The organism is uncultured Ligilactobacillus sp. (assembly GCF_948826705.1).
Lineage (GTDB): Bacteria > Bacillota > Bacilli > Lactobacillales > Lactobacillaceae > Ligilactobacillus.
This window is the reverse complement of record NZ_CAQLEL010000149.1, coordinates 1-21,161: the sequence shown is the minus strand read 5'-3', so window position 1 is coordinate 21,161 and position 21,161 is coordinate 1. Positions and strand designations below refer to the sequence as shown.

The following is a 21,161-nucleotide window of genomic DNA, read 5'->3' as shown; positions in this document are numbered from 1 at the left end:
GGAGAGTTGGCAGAGTGGTAATGCACCGGACTCGAAATCCGGCGAACCGGCTAATACCGGCGCGCAGGTTCAAATCCTGTACTCTCCTTAAAATCGCTTGTTATATCAAGGGGCAGGAGCTATTTTGCCCCACATGAGAAAATATAAGGTCCGTCTGGTGATGTCATCAGATGGTTTTTTTGTATAGCTGAAAAATAGCAAGTATATTATTGTAGTTTGGTTCAAAGCAAAAAATTTACTTTCTAGTGCCAGTATGATTAAATAGAGGTAAATTAAATGTTGGAGGTATTTTAAAATGGAAATTCTTTTTCATGGTGTTGCAACAAAAACGAATGGAACTCCCGTAAAAGTTGGTGAAAAATTGCCTGAGTTTACTGTAAAAGGCGCAGCTGATACCGTTAAAACTGGAACCCAGCTTTTTACTAAGGTAAGTTTGATCAGTGTCGTGCCTGATATCGATACCCGTGTTTGTAGCCTCTCGACAAAACGCTTCAATCAAGAAGTAGATAAATATAACAATATTAATTTTTATACGATCTCGACCAATACATTAGAGCAACAAAAGGATTGGTGTGCCGCTGAAGGTGTTGCTAAACTTGAACTTTTATCGGATGCCACGGCTGAATTTGGTAAAGCTATGGGATTATATGTTGAAGAAAAGAGGATCGATGCACGTAGTATTTGGATCGTTGATACTAAAGGAAAAGTCCTCTATCAAGAATTATTGACAGAACAATCAAATGAACCAAATTATGCTAAAGCTTTAGAATTTTTGGATAGTTTGAATTAATGCTAAAATTTCTTATATTATTACTTGTATTATGGTTGCTCTTTAAGGTCACTGATGGTGTTCTTAAGGGGTGTATAGTGATCTTTTTGTTTGTATTTTTAGGTGTGGTCGTACTAGCCTTCTTAGGTTTGTTACTAAAGTTTTGGTGGCTTCTTTTGGTATTTTTCTTGCTAGGGGTCGCAGTAGCTAATAAAAACTAAAATAGGCTTGACTTTGAAGCTAGTTGATATTATGCTGAATAGTATAATATCAGACCGGTTTAAAGAGATGAGTAATTTGAGTTTGTCGTCCAGAGAGCGGAGGGTGCTGGAAATCCGTCGATCAGACTTAAGTGAAAGACGACTCTTGAGGTGCATATGAGAGTATGCCGCAGATAGGTGCGTTATCCTAAAGTGAGAAATTAAGGTGGTACCGTGCTGTTTGCGCCCTTGTTGAATTTGTTTCAACAAGGGCCTTTTTTGTTACCGGAACATTTTTAGGAGGAAATCCATGAAATACCAACGTCCGAAGGGCACAGCCGATATTTTGCCGGCTGAATCAGCAAAATGGCAATATGTTGAAGCTAAAGCTCGTAAGTTATTTAAAAAATATCGTTACCATGAAATGCGAACTCCGATCTTTGAGAGCTTCGAAGTTTTTTCCCGTACTTCGGGTGAAACATCTGATATCGTAACCAAAGAAATGTATGATTTTTATGACAAAGGTGAACGTCATATCACTTTACGTCCAGAAGGAACTGCTGGGGTGGTACGTAGCTTTGTTGAAAATAAATTGTACGGTCCTGAGTTACAAAAACCCGTCAAAACTTACTATATGGGACCGATGTTTCGTTACGAACGCCCACAATCTGGACGTTTGCGCGAATTTCATCAGATCGGTGTCGAAGCTTTTGGCGTTGACAGTCCAGCTTTAGATGTTGAAGTGATCGCAATGGCTATCGATCTTTTGGAAAGTTTTGGGTTAGATAGCTTGAAGTTAGCATTAAATACTTTAGGTGACAATGAATCACGTCAAGCTTACCGTCAAGCTTTGATCGACTATTTAGAACCATTTACTGATCAACTTTCAGATGATTCAAAAGAACGTTTGCACAAAAATCCGTTGCGTGTCTTGGATAGTAAAGATAAAAAAGATCAAGCGATCGTAGCTGATGCACCATCGATCTTGGATTATCTAACTCCTGCGGCAACAGAACATTTTGAGACATTAAAAAAACTCTTAGATGAGCTAGGGATAAAGTATGAAGTTGATCCTAATATGGTGCGTGGTCTAGATTACTATAACCACACGATCTTTGAGATCATGAGTGATTCGAAAGCTTTTGGTGGTAAGTGGACGACTGTGTGTGCTGGGGGTCGTTATAATGGCTTAGTTGAACAACTCGGTGGTCCTGAAACACCGGGGATCGGTTTTGGCTTAGGGGTCGAACGCTTGTTATTAGTTTTAGATGCAACTGAAAATGGCTTACAACTTGAAGATCTTCTTGATGTTTATGTTGTAGGGATCGGGCAAAGTGTCAACGCTGAAACATTAAAATTGGTCCAAAGTTTACGGCATCAAGGCTTTAGTTCTGATCGCGATTATCTCGATCGTAAACCTAAGGGACAATTTAAAACAGCTAGTCGCTTGAATGCAAAATATACTTTGACTTTAGGTGAAACTGAATTAGCTAAACAAAAAGCTAACTTAAAGAATATGGAAACTGGCGAAGAGATCAGTGTTTCGTTAGCAGACATCTACGCTAACTTTGCTGGCCTACTAGCTTAAGAAAGAAGGATAGATATGGAACGTACAACTTATGCAGGTTTAGTTGATGAAAAATATTTAGGACAAGAAGTAGTTTTAAAGGGTTGGGTCCAAAAACGCCGTGACCTTGGGAACTTGATCTTCGTTGATCTTCGGGATCGTGAAGGGATCGTCCAACTTGTCTTTAGTCAAGAATTCGGAGCTAAAGCACTTGAGATCGCTGAAAATATCCGAAGTGAATATGTGATCGAAGTTGAAGGAAAAGTCGTTAAACGTGCTAACGCTAACCCAAATATGAAGACTGGTCAGATCGAAGTTGAAGTTTCTAAGATCACTGTGTTAAATGAAGCTAAAACAACACCATTTGATATTTCTGACGATATCAACGCTTCTGATGATCTACGTTTACAATACCGTTATTTAGATCTTCGGCGTCCAGAAATGTTGAAAGCTTTGAAGATCAGAAATCGGATCACGCAAGCAGTTCACCGCTATTTAGATGAAAATAATTTCTTAGATATCGAAACACCATATTTGACACGATCAACGCCGGAAGGGGCGCGTGATTATTTGGTCCCATCGCGCGTTTATCCAGGACATTTCTATGCTTTGCCACAATCTCCACAATTATTCAAGCAATTATTGATGGGCGCTGGTGTAGATCGTTACTATCAGATCGCACGCTGCTTCCGTGACGAAGATCTACGGGGCGATCGGCAACCAGAATTTACACAGATCGATATGGAAATGTCATTTATGACGGCTGAAGAGATCCAAACGATGACAGAAGGTTTGTTGAAAGCTGTAATGAAAGATGCTTTAGGTGTAGAATTAAAAACACCGATCAAGCGGATCACATGGAATGAAGCCATGGATCGCTTTGGTTCTGATAAGCCAGACATGCGTTTTGGTATGGAATTGATAAATATGGCTGATGCAGTCGCAGGGGCTGGTTTTAAGGTCTTTGATAGCACATTAGAAAATGGTGGGCAGGTCAAAGCGATCGTAGTTCCTGGTGGAGCTGATAAGTATTCGCGTAAGCACATCGATGAAAAACAAGAGTATATCAAGCGTTTTGGTGCTAAGGGATTAGCTTGGCTCAAAGTTACAGATGAAGGTCTAACTGGCCCGATCGCTAAGTTCTTTAAAGAACGTGAAGAAAATATCTTAGCAGCTAGTGGTGCTAAAGCAGGCGACATGATCTTATTTGTGGCTGATAAGCCAAAAGTTGTAGCTGATGCACTTGGATATCTCCGGGTAGCTATTGCTAAAGAGTTAGACATGATCGATAAGTCGCAATTTGCCTTTGTTTGGGTCGTTGATTGGCCATTATTTGAATACAGTGAAGAATTCGAACGTTATATTGCCGCACACCATCCATTCACAATGCCAAATGAAGAAGATCTTGAGTTATTAGCTACTGATCCACACAAATGTCATGCTCAAAGCTACGATATCGTGTTGAATGGGTATGAATTAGGTGGCGGTTCGATCCGTATCCACCAACGTAGTGTGCAAGAAGCGATGTTTAAGGCTTTAGGCTTTACAAAAGAAAGTGCTAAAGAACAATTTGGGTGGTTCATGGATGCTTTAGACTTTGGTTTTCCTCCACATGGTGGCTTAGCACTTGGGTTAGATCGTTTTGCAATGTTATTAGCTGGTAAATATAACATTCGTGAAGTGATCGCCTTCCCTAAGAATTCCAAGGCTTCTGAACCGTTGACACATGCTCCAAGTCCAGTGGCAGATAAGCAATTAGATGAACTTTATCTAACGACTGAAATTCCAGAAGATAAGGCTTGATTTATTATTTGATAGCTTGTTTAAGTATTTACTTAGGCAAGCTATTTTTTACATAAAGTGGTTTGTTCTGGAGCTAAAGTGCGGTATCATTATTTAGAGAATGGTTTACAAGCAAAAACAGCGGTGTATTATTTCAAGGTAAAGTTATTTAAAAATTTTAAGAAAAAATGCGGATCTGTTTCTTGTATAGCTGAGATAACTTTTGTACTTGAAAGGATTTAATTACAATGGATGAACTACAAAAGATTTGGAAACGCCATGTTTATATCGCTAAGGCTTCGACAGCATTTATTTATGGTGTTTTGGTTTCGATCGCGATGAACTTTTTTTGGGAGCCGGGGCATATCTACTCTTCAGGGATCACGGGTCTAGCTCAGCTGATCGCTACTTTGACAGCTGACTTGCCAGTTCAGCTCTCGACGGCGTTACTGATCTTTGTTTTAAACGTGCCACTTTTTATCTTGGCATGGTTTCAGATCGGGCGACGGTTCACCTTTTTCACGATTTTAGCGGTCTTTTGCTCATCACTTATGATCAAGTCACTTCAACCGATAACGCTGACACACGATCCGATAATTTGTGCCCTTTTTGGTGCTGCGATCAATGGTTTTGGAACTGGCTTGGCTTTGAAAAATGGGATCTCCACTGGGGGCTTGGATATTTTAGGTTTGACGATCAGAAAACACACGGGTAAAAGTGTCGGAACGATCAACATTATTTTCAATGCTTTTATCGTTTTAGCTGCGGGGGCAGTCTATGGTTGGCCATATGCTTTTTATTCTGCATTAGGTATCTTTGTCAATGCACGGGTCATGGATATGGTCTATACAAGGCAACAAAAGATGCAAGTGATGATCGTAACAAATAAACCAAAGAGTGTGATCGATTGTATTCAAAATCACATGCAACGTGGGATCACGATCGTTCATGGTGCTGAAGGGGCATATAAGCATGATAATAAGACGATCTTGTTTACAGTGATCTCGCGATATGAACAACCAGAATTACGTCAAGCAATGACAGAGTCTGATCCACATGCTTTTGTAAGCATTGCAGAAAATGTGCATATCATGGGGCATTTCTACGAACCAAAGCCATAGAAAGGAAACCGATCGATGGAAAAATATGTAATCTCGATGTATGATAAGGGCCAAAATGAAGCTGGTCCAAAAGCTAAAGTTGATGCTGAGAATTTTTTAGCCACTAAGGGATTTAAAAAACTGAATTTTTATTTTTCAGGGGCTAGAAAAGCTAAACTCATGAGCTATAAGCAGAGTTTTTGGGATATTCCACGTCAGATCCAAAAGTTAGAACCACAAACTGTGGTTTTTCAATATCCGTCTTTTGATCAACGCACTGACCAAGCGATCGTGAAAAATGTGCGCCGTTTTACGCAAACCAAGTTACTGTATTTGATCCATGATATCGAATCTTTGCGCGCTTATGCTGGTGATGTGGCTTATCGCAAAAAAGAGATCGCATTTTTAAATCAAAGTGATGGTTTGATCGTGCATAATGAAAAAATGAAAGCTTGGCTCAAAGAAAATGGGGTCATTAAACCAATGACTGTGTTAGAGATCTTTGATTATGCTAATCCAGTTGAATTAGTGACCAAGCGTCCTTATGAGAAAAGTATTTGCTATGCGGGCAATCTACAAAAAGCCGATTTTTTACAAAAGTTGGATCTAAGTATCCCATTAGCTTTGTATGGACCTAATAAAGCCACCACTTACCCCCAAAACATCACCTACTACGGTTCATTTCCGCCAGATGAATTGCCAGCCAAATTAACGCAAAATTTTGGCTTAGTTTGGGACGGCACGAGTATCGAGCGCTGTGATGGTAGCTTTGGAAATTACCTAAAATATAACGATCCCCATAAGACTTCACTTTATCTGAGTTCGGGCCTTCCAGTCATCATCTGGAAAGAAGCGGCCTTGGCTGATTTTATCGTGAAAAATCAAGTGGGACTAGCCGTTGAGAATTTAGCGCAGTTAGATGAGATGCTAAATGAATTGACACCAGAGATGTATCAGCTGATGTGTCAAAATGTAGCCAAAATAGCCCGTAAGATGCGTTTTGGGGGTTATTTGCAGGAAGCTGTGACAAAATTAGAACACGAGGTGACAAAATGATCCCTAAGATAATTCATTACTGTTGGTTTGGACAAAATGAAATGCCTAAACAGTATCGGCAGTATATTGAAGGCTGGAAAAAACTTTGTCCCGATTATGAGATCATTGAGTGGAATGAGAAAAATTACGATGTTGAGCAAGTAACATATACTGCGCAAGCGGCAAAAGCTGGTAAGTGGAGTTTTGTCTCTGATTATTTAGGATTTGATGTCGTTTATCGCTATGGTGGGATCTATTTGGATACTGATGTTGAATTGCTTCAAACATTAGACCATATTTTAGAAGAAGATGCTTTTTTTGCGATCGAAGAAAATGAAAGTGGGGCTGAAGTTGCACCGGGCTTAGGTTTTGGAGCAAAAAAAAATCATCCACTATTAAAACAGCTACGCGATATGTATAATGACTTGGAATTTATCAAAGCCGATGGCTCGTTAAATACGGTCGCGATCCCAGTTTACACAACACAATTGTTGGAAAAGATCGGCTTTAAACGGCAAGATAAACTACAAAAGTTGGGAGATGTGACGATCTATCCAACGACTTACTTTGCGCCAATGGATTTTTTGACGGGACAGATAAAGCTCAGCTCTGAGACGATCAGTATCCATCACTACAGTGCGTTATGGCAAACGCCGACCAATTTGCGCCATATCGAAAAAATGCGTCAGATCAATCGACGTTTTGGTAAAAAATGGGGGATGCGGATCAATTTTTTGTGGCGAGTTTGGTGGGCACTTGAACGCCGGATCAAGAAGTTATGGGGGAAAAATAAATGACAAAGATCAGTGTGGTCGTTCCAGTCTATAATGTTGAAGCTTATCTACCAAAATGTATCTCAAGTTTAGTCAAGCAAACTTTCAATGATTTTGAAGTCATTTTAGTAAATGACGGAAGTACAGATGGTTCGGCTGAGCTTTGTGAAAGTTATGCTGACCAATATCCGTTGCTCATCAAAAGTTATACCAAGCCAAATGGTGGGCTGTCAGATGCGCGTAATTTTGGGATGCAGTATGCAACTGGACAATATATCATGTTTTTAGATTCGGATGATCATCTTGCGTCTAATGCTTTGGCAAATATGTACGCTTTGACTCAAGAAGGAAATAAGAAGATCGTTGAGTGTGATTTTTATTGGGAGTATCCGAATAAAAAAATAAAAGATCAAGCACCTGAGTATGTTTCACTCAAAGATTATATGATCCGTGGACGTGTAGTCGCTTGGAATAAATTATATTTGCGGACATGGCTATTAGACACAGAAGTTAAATTTCCCAAGGGAAAACTCTATGAAGATCAAGACTTTTTCTTTAAATTGGTAACTTATTTAACGGATATCACAGACATTGCAGTTGATCGTGAGTGTGAAGTTTATTACGTGCAACGCCAAACTTCGATCTCTTATAGTGAGACGACACGGATCGCTGATATTTTGTGGATCTATCAAGATATCATTGATTTTTATCAAACTAAAGGGATCTTTGAGACCTATTATCTTGAATTAGAGTATCGGTTTGTGCGAAACTTATTAGGAAATGTTTTATTGCGCAAGGTCGTTAAATTAAAAGATAAACAACTAAAGCATCAACTCTTAGATCAGATCTGGCAGCAAAAAAAGATCTGGTTCCCAGATTTTGCTAAAAATCCATATTTACGTCAAAAAAGTAAAGTTGATCTATATTTACGTTGTGTCAATCCACTAACTTATCGACTATTTTATCTTTAAAAATGAGGTGAAAAAATGCTAATTGGTTCACATGTCGGCATGAAGGGTAAAGAAATGTTGCTGGGAGCAGCAAAAGAGGCTGCTAGTTATGAGGCTTCGACCTTTATGATCTATACGGGTGCGCCCCAAAATACGCGGCGTAAACCGATCACTGAGCTAAATATCGAAGCTGGTCAGGCGTATATGGCAGAACATAGCTTAAGTCAGATCGTTGTTCATGCTCCTTATATCGTTAACCTAGGTAATACTAAAAAACCGGAAAATTTTGGCTTTGCGGTCGATTTTTTACGGGCTGAAGTCAAGCGCGCTGAAGCTTTAGGGGCAACCCAGATGACACTTCATCCTGGCGCACATGTCGGTGCGGGAGCAAAGGCTGGGATAAAAAGTATTGCTAAGGGCTTAAACGAGGTCATAAAACCTGATCAAAAGCTTCAGATCGCCTTAGAGACGATGGCGGGCAAAGGGACAGAGATCGGGCGGAGTTTTGAAGAATTAGCTCAGATCATCGATTTGGTGAAGTATAATGACAAGCTATCCATTACTTTGGATACTTGTCATGCAAATGATGCAGGATATGCGATCAAAGATGATTTTTCTGGTGTTTTAACGGAATTTGATAAGATCATTGGGTTAGATCGACTAAAAGTGATCCATTTAAATGACTCCTTGAATCCTCAAGGAAGCCATAAGGATCGGCATGCCAATCTAGGTTTTGGGACGATCGGATTTGAAAGTTTAGAAAAGATCGCTAAACTTGAAGAATTAGCTTCACTACCGAAGATTTTGGAAACACCGTATGTAGGCCCTGATAAAAATGATCGTTATGCACCATATGGTTATGAGATCGCAATGCTACGCGCAGGTGAATTTGACCCTGAGTTACTTGATAAGATCTACCAAAATAAAGGTAAAAAATAGACACAAAAAACTAAGATCTATAAATTGAACGTTTCAATTTATAGATCTTAGTTTTTTTTATCTTTGAGCGTTACTATCCAAACTTTCAGTAATGATCGTTGCGGTCTCTTCGATCGACTTGTGTGCAACGTTGATCACAGGACAACCCAGTTTTTTGTAAAGTTCGTTAGCAAAATTCAATTCGCTTTCGATGTTGTCGATATTTGAATAGTGTGTGTCTGGATCAAGACCATAAGAGATCATTCGTTCACGCCGGATCCCATTTAAGATCTCTGGGTCATTAGTCAATCCAAATATCTTGTTAGGATCAACTTTATAGATCTCTTCTGGGATCTGCGCTTTAGGAACAAGGGGCAAGTTAGCCACTTTATAGCCACGATTAGCTAGGAAAAGTGACAACGGAGTCTTTGATGTTCGAGAGATCCCTAATAAGACTAGATCAGCCTTTAAGAAGCCAGCTGGGTCTTTACCATCATCATAGGTAACGGCAAATTCAAGGGCTTCGATCCGATTGAAGTATTCTTTATCAGTATTGTGATTGATCCCAGCTTTTTGTAATGGCTTTTCACCTGCTTTTTGTGAGAATTTTTGGATAACGTCACTTAAAGCATCGATCACGGGTAAACCATTTTCTTGACAGTAATTATTTACAAAAGTCGATAGTTCTGGATCGACAAAAGTATGCACGATGATAGCAGATTCGCGTTTTGCCTTGTTCATGATCCCTTGTACCAAAGAAACGGTCTTGATCAATGGGTAACGTTGGATCGTAAAATCCGCATTAGGAAATTGGACACTAGCAGCTTCGGCGATCGCATAGGCAGTTTCCCCGAGTGAATCTGAGATCGCATAGACATGTAATTCATTTGACATATAAATGCCTCCCTTAATTATGATAAAGTGTTAAAAAACGACTTATTCTATGAAAATTATAGCCTATCTAACAGGGGATTCCAAGAAAAATGGCTAGAGTGAAAAAACACTGTAAAACTTTAACTTTTCGCCGGTCAACTTACAAATGACCACTAATTATGTAAAAGTTTATAAAGTTATGTTGACTCTAACTTTTAATTTAGTTTATAATAGAAAGGAACTGTTGAGGTTTGTACAATTAAGACGGTTACATTTAAGCTCGGAGGGAGGGAAACAACCATGTCAAAGACAGTCGTTCGTAAAAACGAATCTCTTGATGACGCTCTTCGTCGCTTCAAACGTTCCGTTTCAAAAACAGGTACTTTGCAAGAATATCGGAAACGTGAATTCTACGAGAAGCCAAGTGTAAAACGTAAGAAAAAATCCGAAGCAGCAAGAAAGCGCAAAAATAAGCGTCGTTTCTAGTTTCTAGAGGAGGCTAATGTGATGAGTTTATTAGATTCATTACAAAAAGATATGGTAGCTGCAATGAAAGCTAAGGATAAAGGCCGTTTGGCAACTGTTCGGATGCTCAAAGCTGCAGTTACAAATGAACAGATCAACGTTGGACACGACTTGACTCCTGATGAAGAAGTAAGCGTGTTATCTCGTGAGTTGAAGCAACGCAAGGATTCTTTAGAAGAATTCAAAGCTGCTGGGCGTGATGAAGCTGTCCAAAAACTCGAAGAAGAGATCAAAGTTGTTGAAGGTTACTTGCCAAAACAACTCAGTGCAGATGAAGTAAAGGCCGTTGTTGAAGAAACGATCAATCAGGTTGGAGCAACATCAAAAGCTGACTTCGGTAAAGTAATGGGGGCAGTGATGCCTAAGTTAAAGGGTAAAGCTGATGGTAAATTAGTCAACTCTACCGTAATGTCATTGCTTAATAAATAAGCAAAGAGTCGAGATGCTAGATCTCGGCTTTTTTCTTATTTGTTTAAGTTTACTTTGAATTTGATTATCGAATTGATAATCAGTATAATTGGGGTTATAAAGTATAATAAGGGAGATGGGCGATTGAGCGCAGAACAATTAGTCGAAAAAAGTTTCGTTCTCAACGATTCTCAATTGCAAATTTCGCTGTCAGGCATCAATGACAGCCATTTTAAATTGATCGAAGAAGGCCAAAATGTTGTATTAAAGCCTTTCGGTGGTACGATAAAGATCACCGGTACTGAAAAAAACGTTGATTTAGTCTATCAGATATTGAGTGAGTTGACGGGACTTTTACGTAAAAAAATCACTATAAGTAGTGCAGATGTTGTATCAGCGATGAAGATGGCACAACGCGGGACATTAGAGTATTTTAAGGATCTCTATACTGAAGAACTATTAAAAGACCGTCGGGGACGTTCGATCCGGGTCAAAAGTTATGGGCAACGCCAATATGTGCAAGAGATCAAGCATAAAGATCTTGTGTTTGGGATCGGACCTGCCGGAACTGGGAAGACTTATTTAGCCGTTGTAATGGCTGTTGCTGCTTTAAAGCGCCATGAAGTCGAGCGGTTGATCTTGACGCGTCCAGCGGTCGAAGCGGGTGAATCATTGGGCTTTTTACCGGGAGATCTTAAAGAAAAAGTCGATCCGTATTTACGTCCGATCTATGATGCGCTAAATTCGATCTTAGGGGCAGAACACACTGAACGCTTGATCGAGCGTGGTGTGATCGAGATCGCACCTTTAGCTTATATGCGTGGACGCACGTTAGATAATGCTTTTGTTATCTTGGATGAAGCTCAAAACACGACACGGGCACAGATGAAGATGTTTTTGACCCGTCTTGGATTTGGATCTAAAATGATCATCAATGGTGATAGATCACAGATCGATCTACCTAAAGGACACAGTCAAAGTGGTTTGGTCGACGCAGAGAAGATCTTGAAGGGCTCACCACATATCGGCTTTGTAAAATTTGATTCTGTCGATGTTGTGCGCCATCCAGTCGTATCTGAGATCATTCGTGCATACGATAACTACAATTCAATGGAAAATGAGGAATAAAAATGGATCTGGAAGTTTATGATAATACTGAGCAAGTTTCAAGTGAGTGGAAGACACTCATTTGTGAGATCTTGGACTTTGCGGGTGATTATCTCAAGTTACCCTCAAATACTGAAATGTCAGTCACTTTGATGGATAATGCTGAAATCCATCGTATCAACAAAGAATATCGTGGCGTTGATAAACCAACTGATGTGATCAGTTTTGCGATCGAAGAGGAAGATCCAAATGAGGTCCCGATCATTTTGCCGAACGAAGCAGAGTTTGAGATCCCTAAAAATATCGGGGATATCATGGTTTCGATCGATAAAGTCAAAGAACAAGCTGAGTATTTAGGGCATTCGCAGGAAAGAGAATTGGGCTTTTTAGTTGTTCATGGTTTTTTACATCTCAATGGCTACGACCACATGCAAGCCGAAGACGAAAAGGAAATGTTTGGTTTGCAAAGAGAAATTCTCGAGGCGTATGGACTTAAACGATAAAGAACCAAAACAGCCGGTCAACAGCTGGAAAAATCGCCATTTTTTCCAGTCCTTGCGTTATGCGCTCGTTGGCTTGAAAACGGCTTATAAAGAAGAGCGCAATCTGCGGTTTCATGTGAGTGCGATAACTTTGGTCGTGATTATGGGACTCATTTTTAATGTGACTATCAGTGAGTGGCTCTGGCTATTTTTGAGTATTTTTTTGGTGATCTCCAGTGAAGTTTGGAATTCTGCCATCGAAAATGTCGTTGATCTAGCTACAAACTATAAACGACATCCACTTGCCAAAAAAGCTAAAGATATGGCGGCTGCAGCGGTATTACTGGCAGCTATCTTTTCTTTGATCACAGCAACATTGATCTTTGGTCCACGTATTTGGCAATTATTTAACTGATATTGATTAGGGAAGTGTATATTTTGGAAGAAAAATTTCATTCAGGTTTTATTGCGATCGTAGGGCGACCTAACGTTGGCAAATCGACCTTTTTAAACAATGTGGTCGGACAAAAGATCGCGATCATGAGCGATAAGGCTCAAACAACACGTAATAAGATCCAGGGGGTATATACCACTGACAACGCTCAGATCGTGTTTATCGATACACCTGGGATCCATAAACCACATAGTCGTTTAGGTGATTTTATGGTCAAGTCGGCGCTTTCGACGCTTAATGAAGTTGATGCGGTGATCTTTATGGTCAATGCTGAACAAAAACGAGGTCGAGGCGATGATTTTATCATTGAGCGACTAAAAAATGTCAAAAAACCGATCTATTTAGTGATCAACAAGATCGATAAGATCCACCCAGATCATTTATTAGAAGTGATGGACGATTACCGGGATACTTTAGACTACAAAGATGTCTTTCCGATCTCAGCTTTGAATGGTAATAATTGTGCTGAATTAGTTCATGATCTAGTTGAAGATCTGCCGGAAGGTCCGCAATACTATCCAAAAGATCAAGTTACTGATCATCCCGAGCGTTTCATCGTCAGCGAATTGATCCGCGAAAAAGTTTTACAATTGACGCGTGAAGAAGTTCCACATTCAGTTGCTGTCGTTGTTGATCGGATCAAACGAGAAGATGATGAAAAAGTTTTGATCCAAGCAACTATCGTGGTCGAACGTTCCAGTCAAAAGGGGATCATCATCGGTAAAGGTGGCAAGATGCTAAAAGAGATCGGGACAAGAGCGCGTAAGGAGATCGAATTTATGTTAGGTGATAAGGTCTTTTTAGAGCTTTGGGTCAAAGTTCAACCTAATTGGAAAGACCGTCAAGTCGATCTAAAAGCGTTTGGTTACCGACAAGATGATTATTAATTAAGGAAAAGAGGGGATGATTCTCCTCTTTTTTGAGATTTTTGGGGGTAAAAAGAAAGATGGTGCTACAACAAGGTGTAGAGTTTTTAGGGATCGTCGTCTCACGTAGAGACTACAAAGAACGCGATATGTTAGTCAAAATTTTGACCGATAAATATGGCTTTAAAACTTTTTTTGTCCGTGGGGTACGCAAGCGGGGCTTTAAGCTAGGCGCAGCGATCTTACCGTTTACTCATGGGACCTATCTTGGAAGTATCAGTGATGAGGGCTTATCATTTATCACAACGACTCGTGACATCAGCCAATACCAAGTGATCGGCCAAGATATCGAATTAAATGCCTATGCTTCTTATATACTTAGCTTAGTCGAGCGTGCTTTGACGACTGAAGACTTAGTTAATTTGGGATGGTTTTTAAAGGTAAGAAAGGCGCTTGAATTGATAGATGATGGTTTTGATCCTGCGATCATCACCAATATCATCGAGATCCAGTTACTTGCCAGTTTTGGGGTGAGACCGCAACTTGAAAGTTGTGTGATTTGCCAAAATACCACCCGTGCTTTTGATTACTCAGAAAGTTATGGTGGCTTATTGTGTCAGGCTCATTGGCATTTAGATCCACATCGGTTGCATTTGGAGCAACGGACAGTATACTATTTACGCTTACTATCAGTTGTAGATCTGGAGCGTTTGAATTCGATCAAGGTCAAAGATCAAACTAAAGCTAATTTAAGAAGAACTTTGGATGAGATCTATGAACATCAAGTTGGAATTTACGTACCAGCCAAAAAATTTCTTGACCAGATGTCGTCATGGGACCAATTTTTTAAGGATACTAAGTGATTTTACAACTAAGCCTTGACAAAAAAACAAGGTTAAACTATTCTAGAGTTATCAATAATGAGGCGTTGATAAAAGAGGATCGGTCTAAGGATAGAGTTAGCGAGTCTGGGATGGTGAAAGCAGATATCTATCAAGACATGATTGGCACTTTTGGAGTCTTAACGAATTAAGCTGCTAGTTATACTAGAAGTAGGGTGGAACCGCGATTTTCGAAAATCGTCCCTATGTAGCCAAAGGCGCTACATAGGGACTTTTTTGTGCGTTATTTGGCTGATTCGAAAATAAATCTTTGGAGGCAAAAAGATGGCAGATAAATTGTCAATGCAAGATATTATTTTGACATTACAACAGTTTTGGGCAAAGCAAGGCTGTATGTTAATGCAATCCTATGATACAGAAAAAGGGGCTGGCACGATGAGTCCTTATACTTTCTTACGTGCGATCGGACCAGAACCTTGGAACGTTGCCTACGTCGAACCTTCACGTCGTCCAGCTGACGGTCGTTATGGTGAAAATCCTAACCGTTTGTATCAACATCATCAATTCCAAGTGATCATGAAACCTTCGCCAGATAACATCCAAGAACTTTATTTGGATAGTTTACGTGCCTTAGGGATCGATCCTTTAGAACATGATATTCGGTTCGTTGAAGACAACTGGGAAAACCCCTCAATGGGTTGTGCCGGTGTTGGTTGGGAAGTTTGGCTCGATGGAATGGAGATCACCCAATTTACTTATTTCCAACAAGTCGGAGGCTTAGAAGTTCGTCCAGTTGCCGTCGAAGTAACTTATGGGCTTGAACGTTTATCCTCTTACATTCAAGATGTTAACTCAGTATTTGAACTAGAGTGGGCTGATGGGGTCAAATACGGTGATATTTTCAAAGAACCTGAATTTGAACATTCCAAGTATTCATTTGAGGAAAGCAACCAAGAGATGTTGTTTGAATTGTTTGACACTTATGAAAAAGAAGCTAAAAAGCAGATCGAAAATGGTCTAGTTCACCCAGCCTATGACTATATCCTAAAATGCAGTCATACCTTTAACTTATTAGATGCTCGTGGTGCAGTTTCAGTGACCGAACGTGCTGGTTATTTATCACGTATCAGAAACATGGCTCGGCTGGTCGCACGTGCTTTTGTGGCTGAACGTAAGAAATTGGGTTATCCATTGATCAAAGATGAAGCTTTACGCGCTAAATTGTTAGAGGAGGACAAATAATGGCACATACATTTTTGTTAGAGATCGGGTTAGAAGAGATCCCAGCTCATGTCGTTACACCAAGTAGCCAACAATTGGTCAAAAAGATGACGGCATTTTTAGAAGAAAATCGCTTAGACTTTGATGAGATCAAGGCTTACTCAACTCCAAGGCGGTTAGCGCTCAAGGTTTTAGGCTTAGCTGATAAGCAAGCTGACATTGAAGAAGAAGCCAAAGGTCCAGCTAAAAAGATCGCCTTGGATGCTGCGGGAAATTGGTCTAAAGCTGCGCAAGGCTTTTCACGGGGACAAGGCTGCACCCCAGATGATATCTTCTTTAAGGAATTAAAAGGGGTCGAATATGCTTACGTTAAAAAATTCATCCCTGGTAAAAGTGCTAAAGAAGTTTTAAGTGATGTCAAAGAAGTCGTGATGGATCTTAAGTTCCCAACGATGATGCGCTGGAGCACTAATGATTTTGAATATGTGCGTCCGATCAAGTGGTTAGTTTCTTTATTGGATAAAGAAGTCGTAGATTTTGAGATCTTAAACGTTAAAGCTGGTCGCCAAACATTGGGACATCGCTTCTTGGGTAAAGCGCTCGACCTTGCCGATGCTAATGATTATCCAGCTGCTTTAGAACCGCAAATGGTGATCGCTGATGCCAAGAAACGTAAAGAAATGATCGTTTCTCAGTTAAATGAGCTTGCGCAACAAAATGACTGGCAAGTAGTGATCGATCAAGAGTTGCTAGAAGAAGTTAACAATTTGGTCGAATATCCAACTGTCTTTGCTGGGAATTTTGATCAAAAATACCTGACGATCCCAGATGCTGTTTTGATCACCTCCATGAAAGATCATCAACGTTTCTTCTATGTAACTGATGCAGCAGGTAACTTGTTGCCAAACTTTATCTCAGTGCGTAACGGTAACCAAGATCATTTGGAAAATGTGATCGCAGGTAACGAGAAAGTGTTGACAGCACGCTTAGAAGATGCTGCTTTCTTCTATGAAGAAGATCAAAAACAAACGATCGCAGATTATGTTGAACGTTTGAAGAAAGTAATGTTTCACGATAAGATCGGTACGATCTACGAAAAGATGGAACGTGTTCACTTGATCGCACATTACTTAGGCGAAAAATTGGGCTTAAGTGATCAAGAATTAGCTGATCTTGATCGTGCAAGTCAGATCTATAAATTTGACCTAGTAACTGGAATGGTCGGTGAATTTTCAGAATTGCAAGGTGTCATGGGTGAGATCTATGCTAGATCGCAAGTTGAAAATGAAGCGGTTTGTGTTGCCATGCGTGAAGAATACCTTCCAACCAGTGCTGAAGGTGAATTACCACAAACTAATGTTGGCGCAGTCTTATCGATCGCTGATAAAGTTGATAGCATTCAAGCTTTCTTTAGTGCAGGAATGTTGCCAAGCGGTTCCAATGATCCTTATGCCTTGCGTCGTCAAGCTTTAGGGATCGTGCGGATCGCTTTAGCTAAGGGATGGGCAGTTTCAACTCCATTGTTGCAAGCGGCAGTTGAAAGTGCTTATACTAAACGCCCTGATCTATACGAAAAGATCGCTCCTGCTGAAAATAAGGCTATGATCCAAGACTTTATCGCAGATCGTGTGCAACAGATCTTGAATGGACCAAACTTGCGTCATGATGTGCTCGAAGCTGTTATGGCTAATAAAGCTAATGCATTCACATTGGCTCAAAAAGCAGCCGATCTTTTGGAAAAACATTTGACAGATGAAGATTTCAAGGAAAATATCGAAGCCTTGACTAGAGCAAGTCGTTTAGCCAAGAAATTAGATGATCAAAGTGATCTTACTGTCGATACAGCTTTATTTGAAAATGAAGCCGAGCAAGGCCTTTATGAAGCCGTTGAAGCAGTTAGAAAAGATTTTAAAGCAGCTGATCTTGAAAATAAATTTGTTGCTTTGAAGAATTTACGTGAACCGATCAATACTTATTTTGAAAAGACGATGGTCATGGCTGATGACGAAAAGGTCAAGTTGAATCGTTTGCGCCAATTAGCTCAGATAGCACGGTTGACAGCTGTTTTTGGTGCCTTAGAAGCTTTGAATACTAAATAATTTTTAAGAGTGAGTCTAGATTTTAGACTTGCTCTTTTTTAAGCGATCATATTGTCTAAGAACAATGGTACAGCGTATTATTTAGATGTAAAAAGGATGAAGGATAATTATTTTGTAATAATACTTGTCAAAGACAGGTCAATTTGATATAGTAACTGTTTACGTTTACTCTTGCAATAAAGATATATCTATTATAAAATTAATATCGGTATAATTTTTATTATGAAAGGTCGTGCTTTTGTGTGCGACCTTTCGTAACTATATTTAAAAATGGGGTGAGGCCGTGGTAAGTCAACGTAGGATACCGACTGATGTGATCGATCAGATCAGATCGGATGTCAACATTTTGGATATCGTAGGCCAATATGTCCAGTTACACCGTTCAGGGAGCAATTGGTTCGGATTGTGTCCCTTTCATACAGAAAAAACGGGTTCATTTTCTGTAAATGAACCCAAACAGTTCTTTCACTGTTTTTCATGTGGTCGCGGGGGAAATGTTTTTAAATTTTTGATGGAGATCGAGGATCTGACATTTCCAGAAGCCGTTTATCGTACAGCGAAATTAGCTGGGATCGAGCTTGATAATAAGTATTTACCACAAAATGTTGCTGGTGCAGAAGACACGCAGTCCGAGACTGGTAGATTAAAGCAGCTTTATGCACAAGCTGGGCAGTTATATCATCATATTTTAGTAAATACTAAGTTAGGTCAGCCAGCTTTGGATTATTTGCATGAACGCGGTCTAAGTGATGAGCTGATCGCAGAGTTTCAGTTGGGGTATGCACCTCAAGCTGAGATCTTACAAGCTTTTTTTCATGAAAAAAAGCTTGATGATTATCAGACTTTGCGAAAATCGGGTTTGTTTAGCGAACGCGAAGGTGAAGATCTGGCTGAACGTTTCAATGATCGGATCATGTTTCCGATCAGAAATCAAACTGGACAGATCATTGCTTTTTCAGGACGGCTCTTGACACCTGATAAGAAATCGCCTAAATATCTCAACTCACCCGAGGGGAGCTTATTTAATAAGCGTAAAGTTCTCTTTAATTTTGATAAGGCTAAAAAGACGATCAGACATGAAAGTAAAGTCTATTTATTTGAAGGCTTTATGGATGTTTTAGCAGCATGGCGGGCCGGGATCAAAAATGGTGTAGCCTCGATGGGGACGAGTTTAACTAGTGAACAGATCTATCTTTTAGAGCAAACGGCAAGTAAGCTCTATATCTGTTATGATGGTGATCACCCAGGGCGCAAGGCTACCAAGCGGGCCTTGGAATTGATCGCACCGCTGAGCAAGTTTGAGCTTGGAGCGATCTTATTACCTGAGAAGCTTGATCCAGATGAGTATGTTCGTAAATACGGTCCAGAAAATTTTAAAGATTTTGTGACGTCACATGAACGCACTGAATTAGAATTTTATTTGGAGTATTTTCGGGCAGGACGTAATCTTGAGACTGAAAGTGATCAATTAGCGTATATCACAGATGTTTTAGAGAAAGTTGCGCAGGTCAAAGATCCACTAGCGCGCGATCTGACGCTCAATCGTTTAGCCAAAGAGTTCGAGCTAGATAAGAATAACTTAACTAGTCAACTTCAGGCTTTGATGCAACAGGTCCAGTCAGAACAACTCAAACAAGATCAAGCAAATTCACTCAAACGCTCGGATAAAGTCGTCTATAGTACCCAACAGCGGCAAGAAAAAAAACGCTATGCCCCAGCTGAACAAGCCGAAAGATTATTATTGTATCGTCTGTTACATGAATATGATATCTTTTTACGCATCAAGGGCCTAGCTGATTTTTCGTTTATCCACGAAGATTATGAAACGATCTTTTTGTTAGCTGATGGATACTTTGATCGCTATTCTGAGTATGAAAGTGCAAGCTTTTTAGACTTTTTAAAAGATGAACATTTAAGACAGATCATCATTTCACTTGAATTAGGTGATTATGGTGAAGTAAATGAACAAGAGATCAGTGATTGTCTAGCCTTTATTATGCAACATTCCCCGTTGGAAGAGCAGATCAAGGCGGTCGAGACAAAATTAGAGCAAGCGAAACGTTTGGGAGATGCTAAAGCGATCATGGAACAGACGACAAAACTGATCGAGTTATTGAAAAAAAAGCAGACAGAGAAGTCAATCATTTAAGGGAGGCCTCTATTTTGGCAGAAGAGAAAAAAAATACGAATTTCGATGCGGTGGCATATAAAAAGGCTTTGCGTGAGTTATTACGTGAGTATAAACCAAAAAAAGAAATCAGATATGATGAATTGACTGATAAAATGGTAACGCCATTTCACTTAGATGCCGAACAAATGGACAGTTTGATCGTGCGGGTCGAAGATGCTGGGATCTCAGTTGTGGATGAAAATGGTGATCCAAGTGAACTTAGCTTGAAGAAAGCTAGTCACGAAGAAAAAGAATTAGCAAAAAGCGATTTATCAGCTCCATCTGGTGTTAAGATCAATGACCCAGTTCGGATGTATCTTAAAGAAATTGGCCGTGTCAACCTCTTGACTGCTGATGAAGAAGTGGCTTTAGCTTTGCGGATCGAAGAAGGCGATGAAGAAGCTAAGCAACGTTTGGCTGAAGCAAACTTGCGGTTAGTCGTTTCGATCGCTAAGCGCTATGTTGGTCGTGGAATGTCATTTCTTGACTTGATCCAAGAAGGTAACATGGGCTTGATGAAAGCTGTTGAAAAATTCGACTATCGTAAGGGATTCAAATTCTCAACATATGCAACTTGGTGGATCAGACAAGCGATCACGCGTGCGATCGCTGATCAAGCACGGACGATCCGGATCCCTGTGCATATGGTGGAAACGATCAATAAATTGATCCGGATCCAACGTCAAATGCTCCAAGATCTCGGGCGTGAACCGATCCCTGAAGAGATCGGAGCTGAAATGAACATGCCGACCGAAAAAGTCCGTGAGATCTTAAAGATCGCACAAGAACCTGTTTCTTTAGAAACGCCGATCGGTGAAGAAGATGATTCGCATTTAGGTGATTTTATCGAAGATCAAGATGCGACAAGTCCAGCTGAACATGCAGCCTATGAATTATTAAAAGAACAGATAGAAAGTGTCTTAGATACTTTGACCGATCGTGAAGAAAATGTTTTGCGCTTACGCTTTGGTCTAGATGATGGTCGGACGCGGACTTTAGAAGAAGTTGGTAAAGTCTTTG

At 40.0% G+C, this 21,161-nt stretch carries 20 protein-coding genes and 1 tRNA gene; 20 read left to right on the top strand and 1 reads right to left on the bottom strand.

Translation table 11 applies throughout. From position 1 onward, the window contains the following. The 9 genes from Q9Q35_RS11220 (at nt 1) to Q9Q35_RS11180 (ending at nt 9,115) form a co-directional block, all read left to right on the top strand. Nucleotides 1-88 (top strand) — tRNA-Ser (locus Q9Q35_RS11220). A gap of 207 nt (nt 89-295) precedes the next feature. Further along, entirely contained in the window at nt 296-790 is a 495-nt protein-coding gene (gene tpx / locus Q9Q35_RS11215; RefSeq protein WP_304653442.1) for a thiol peroxidase, read from the top strand. 489 nt (nt 791-1,279) lie between these two features. Beyond that, nucleotides 1,280-2,557: a histidine--tRNA ligase gene (gene hisS / locus Q9Q35_RS11210; RefSeq protein WP_304653441.1), complete on the top strand. Its 1,278-nt coding sequence runs from the start codon at nt 1,280-1,282 to the stop codon at nt 2,555-2,557. A gap of 15 nt (nt 2,558-2,572) precedes the next feature. Then, a complete protein-coding gene (gene aspS / locus Q9Q35_RS11205; protein ID WP_304653440.1) occupies nt 2,573-4,339 on the top strand; it encodes an aspartate--tRNA ligase in 1,767 nt (588 codons plus the stop codon). A gap of 227 nt (nt 4,340-4,566) precedes the next feature. After that, nucleotides 4,567-5,439, top strand: a complete 873-nt coding sequence (locus Q9Q35_RS11200) for a YitT family protein (RefSeq protein WP_304653439.1) — start codon at nt 4,567-4,569, stop codon at nt 5,437-5,439. A 15-nt stretch (nt 5,440-5,454) separates the two neighbouring features. Next, nucleotides 5,455-6,474 (top strand): sugar transferase, encoded by a 1,020-nt coding sequence (locus tag Q9Q35_RS11195; protein ID WP_304653438.1) that lies wholly within the window; start codon nt 5,455-5,457, stop codon nt 6,472-6,474. Next, the gene (locus Q9Q35_RS11190) at nt 6,471-7,250 is read left to right on the top strand and encodes a glycosyltransferase family 32 protein (protein ID WP_304653437.1); all 780 of its coding nucleotides are present in this window, start codon (nt 6,471-6,473) and stop codon (nt 7,248-7,250) included. The genes Q9Q35_RS11195 and Q9Q35_RS11190 overlap by 4 nt, the downstream gene beginning before the upstream one ends. Next, the gene (locus Q9Q35_RS11185) at nt 7,247-8,197 is read left to right on the top strand and encodes a glycosyltransferase family 2 protein (protein WP_304653436.1); all 951 of its coding nucleotides are present in this window, start codon (nt 7,247-7,249) and stop codon (nt 8,195-8,197) included. The genes Q9Q35_RS11190 and Q9Q35_RS11185 overlap by 4 nt, the downstream gene beginning before the upstream one ends. A 15-nt stretch (nt 8,198-8,212) precedes the next feature. Then, complete coding sequence (locus Q9Q35_RS11180) at nt 8,213-9,115, top strand: deoxyribonuclease IV (RefSeq protein ID WP_304653435.1); 903 nt, start codon at nt 8,213-8,215, stop codon at nt 9,113-9,115. A gap of 57 nt (nt 9,116-9,172) precedes the next feature. Here the strand turns inward: Q9Q35_RS11180 and Q9Q35_RS11175 are convergent, their stop codons facing one another. After that, on the bottom strand, nt 9,173-9,988 hold the full coding sequence (locus Q9Q35_RS11175) for a pyruvate, water dikinase regulatory protein (protein WP_304653434.1): 816 nt from the start codon (nt 9,986-9,988) through the stop codon (nt 9,173-9,175). A gap of 279 nt (nt 9,989-10,267) precedes the next feature. Between Q9Q35_RS11175 and rpsU the strand changes: the two genes are divergently transcribed. The 11 genes from rpsU to rpoD form a co-directional block, all read left to right on the top strand. Beyond that, nucleotides 10,268-10,453, top strand: coding sequence for a 30S ribosomal protein S21 (gene rpsU / locus Q9Q35_RS11170; protein ID WP_003694124.1), 186 nt, complete (start codon nt 10,268-10,270; stop codon nt 10,451-10,453). Nucleotides 10,454-10,474: 21 nt separating this feature from the next. Further along, complete coding sequence (locus Q9Q35_RS11165; protein ID WP_004047933.1) at nt 10,475-10,921, top strand: GatB/YqeY domain-containing protein; 447 nt, start codon at nt 10,475-10,477, stop codon at nt 10,919-10,921. Between the two features lie 123 nt (nt 10,922-11,044). After that, the gene (locus Q9Q35_RS11160) at nt 11,045-12,028 is read left to right on the top strand and encodes a PhoH family protein (protein ID WP_304653433.1); all 984 of its coding nucleotides are present in this window, start codon (nt 11,045-11,047) and stop codon (nt 12,026-12,028) included. Between the two features lie 2 nt (nt 12,029-12,030). After that, on the top strand, nt 12,031-12,510 hold the full coding sequence (ybeY, locus tag Q9Q35_RS11155; RefSeq protein WP_304653432.1) for an rRNA maturation RNase YbeY: 480 nt from the start codon (nt 12,031-12,033) through the stop codon (nt 12,508-12,510). Further along, nucleotides 12,494-12,904, top strand: a complete 411-nt coding sequence (locus tag Q9Q35_RS11150) for a diacylglycerol kinase family protein (protein ID WP_304653431.1) — start codon at nt 12,494-12,496, stop codon at nt 12,902-12,904. Before ybeY ends, Q9Q35_RS11150 begins: the two co-directional genes overlap by 17 nt. 23 nt (nt 12,905-12,927) lie before the next feature. Next, complete coding sequence (gene era, locus Q9Q35_RS11145) at nt 12,928-13,830, top strand: GTPase Era (RefSeq protein ID WP_304653430.1); 903 nt, start codon at nt 12,928-12,930, stop codon at nt 13,828-13,830. Between the two features lie 59 nt (nt 13,831-13,889). After that, on the top strand, nt 13,890-14,672 hold the full coding sequence (recO, locus tag Q9Q35_RS11140) for a DNA repair protein RecO (RefSeq protein ID WP_304653429.1): 783 nt from the start codon (nt 13,890-13,892) through the stop codon (nt 14,670-14,672). Nucleotides 14,673-14,975: 303 nt separating this feature from the next. Further along, nucleotides 14,976-15,893, top strand: coding sequence for a glycine--tRNA ligase subunit alpha (gene glyQ, locus Q9Q35_RS11135; protein WP_304653428.1), 918 nt, complete (start codon nt 14,976-14,978; stop codon nt 15,891-15,893). Beyond that, on the top strand, nt 15,893-17,971 hold the full coding sequence (gene glyS, locus Q9Q35_RS11130; RefSeq protein WP_304653427.1) for a glycine--tRNA ligase subunit beta: 2,079 nt from the start codon (nt 15,893-15,895) through the stop codon (nt 17,969-17,971). The genes glyQ and glyS overlap by 1 nt, the downstream gene beginning before the upstream one ends. A 283-nt stretch (nt 17,972-18,254) precedes the next feature. Then, the gene (gene dnaG / locus Q9Q35_RS11125; protein WP_304653426.1) at nt 18,255-20,120 is read left to right on the top strand and encodes a DNA primase; all 1,866 of its coding nucleotides are present in this window, start codon (nt 18,255-18,257) and stop codon (nt 20,118-20,120) included. Nucleotides 20,121-20,134: 14 nt separating this feature from the next. Continuing rightward, nucleotides 20,135-21,161, top strand: a 1,027-nt coding sequence (gene rpoD, locus Q9Q35_RS11120; protein ID WP_304653425.1) for an RNA polymerase sigma factor RpoD, incomplete at its 3' end; no start/stop codon positions are given.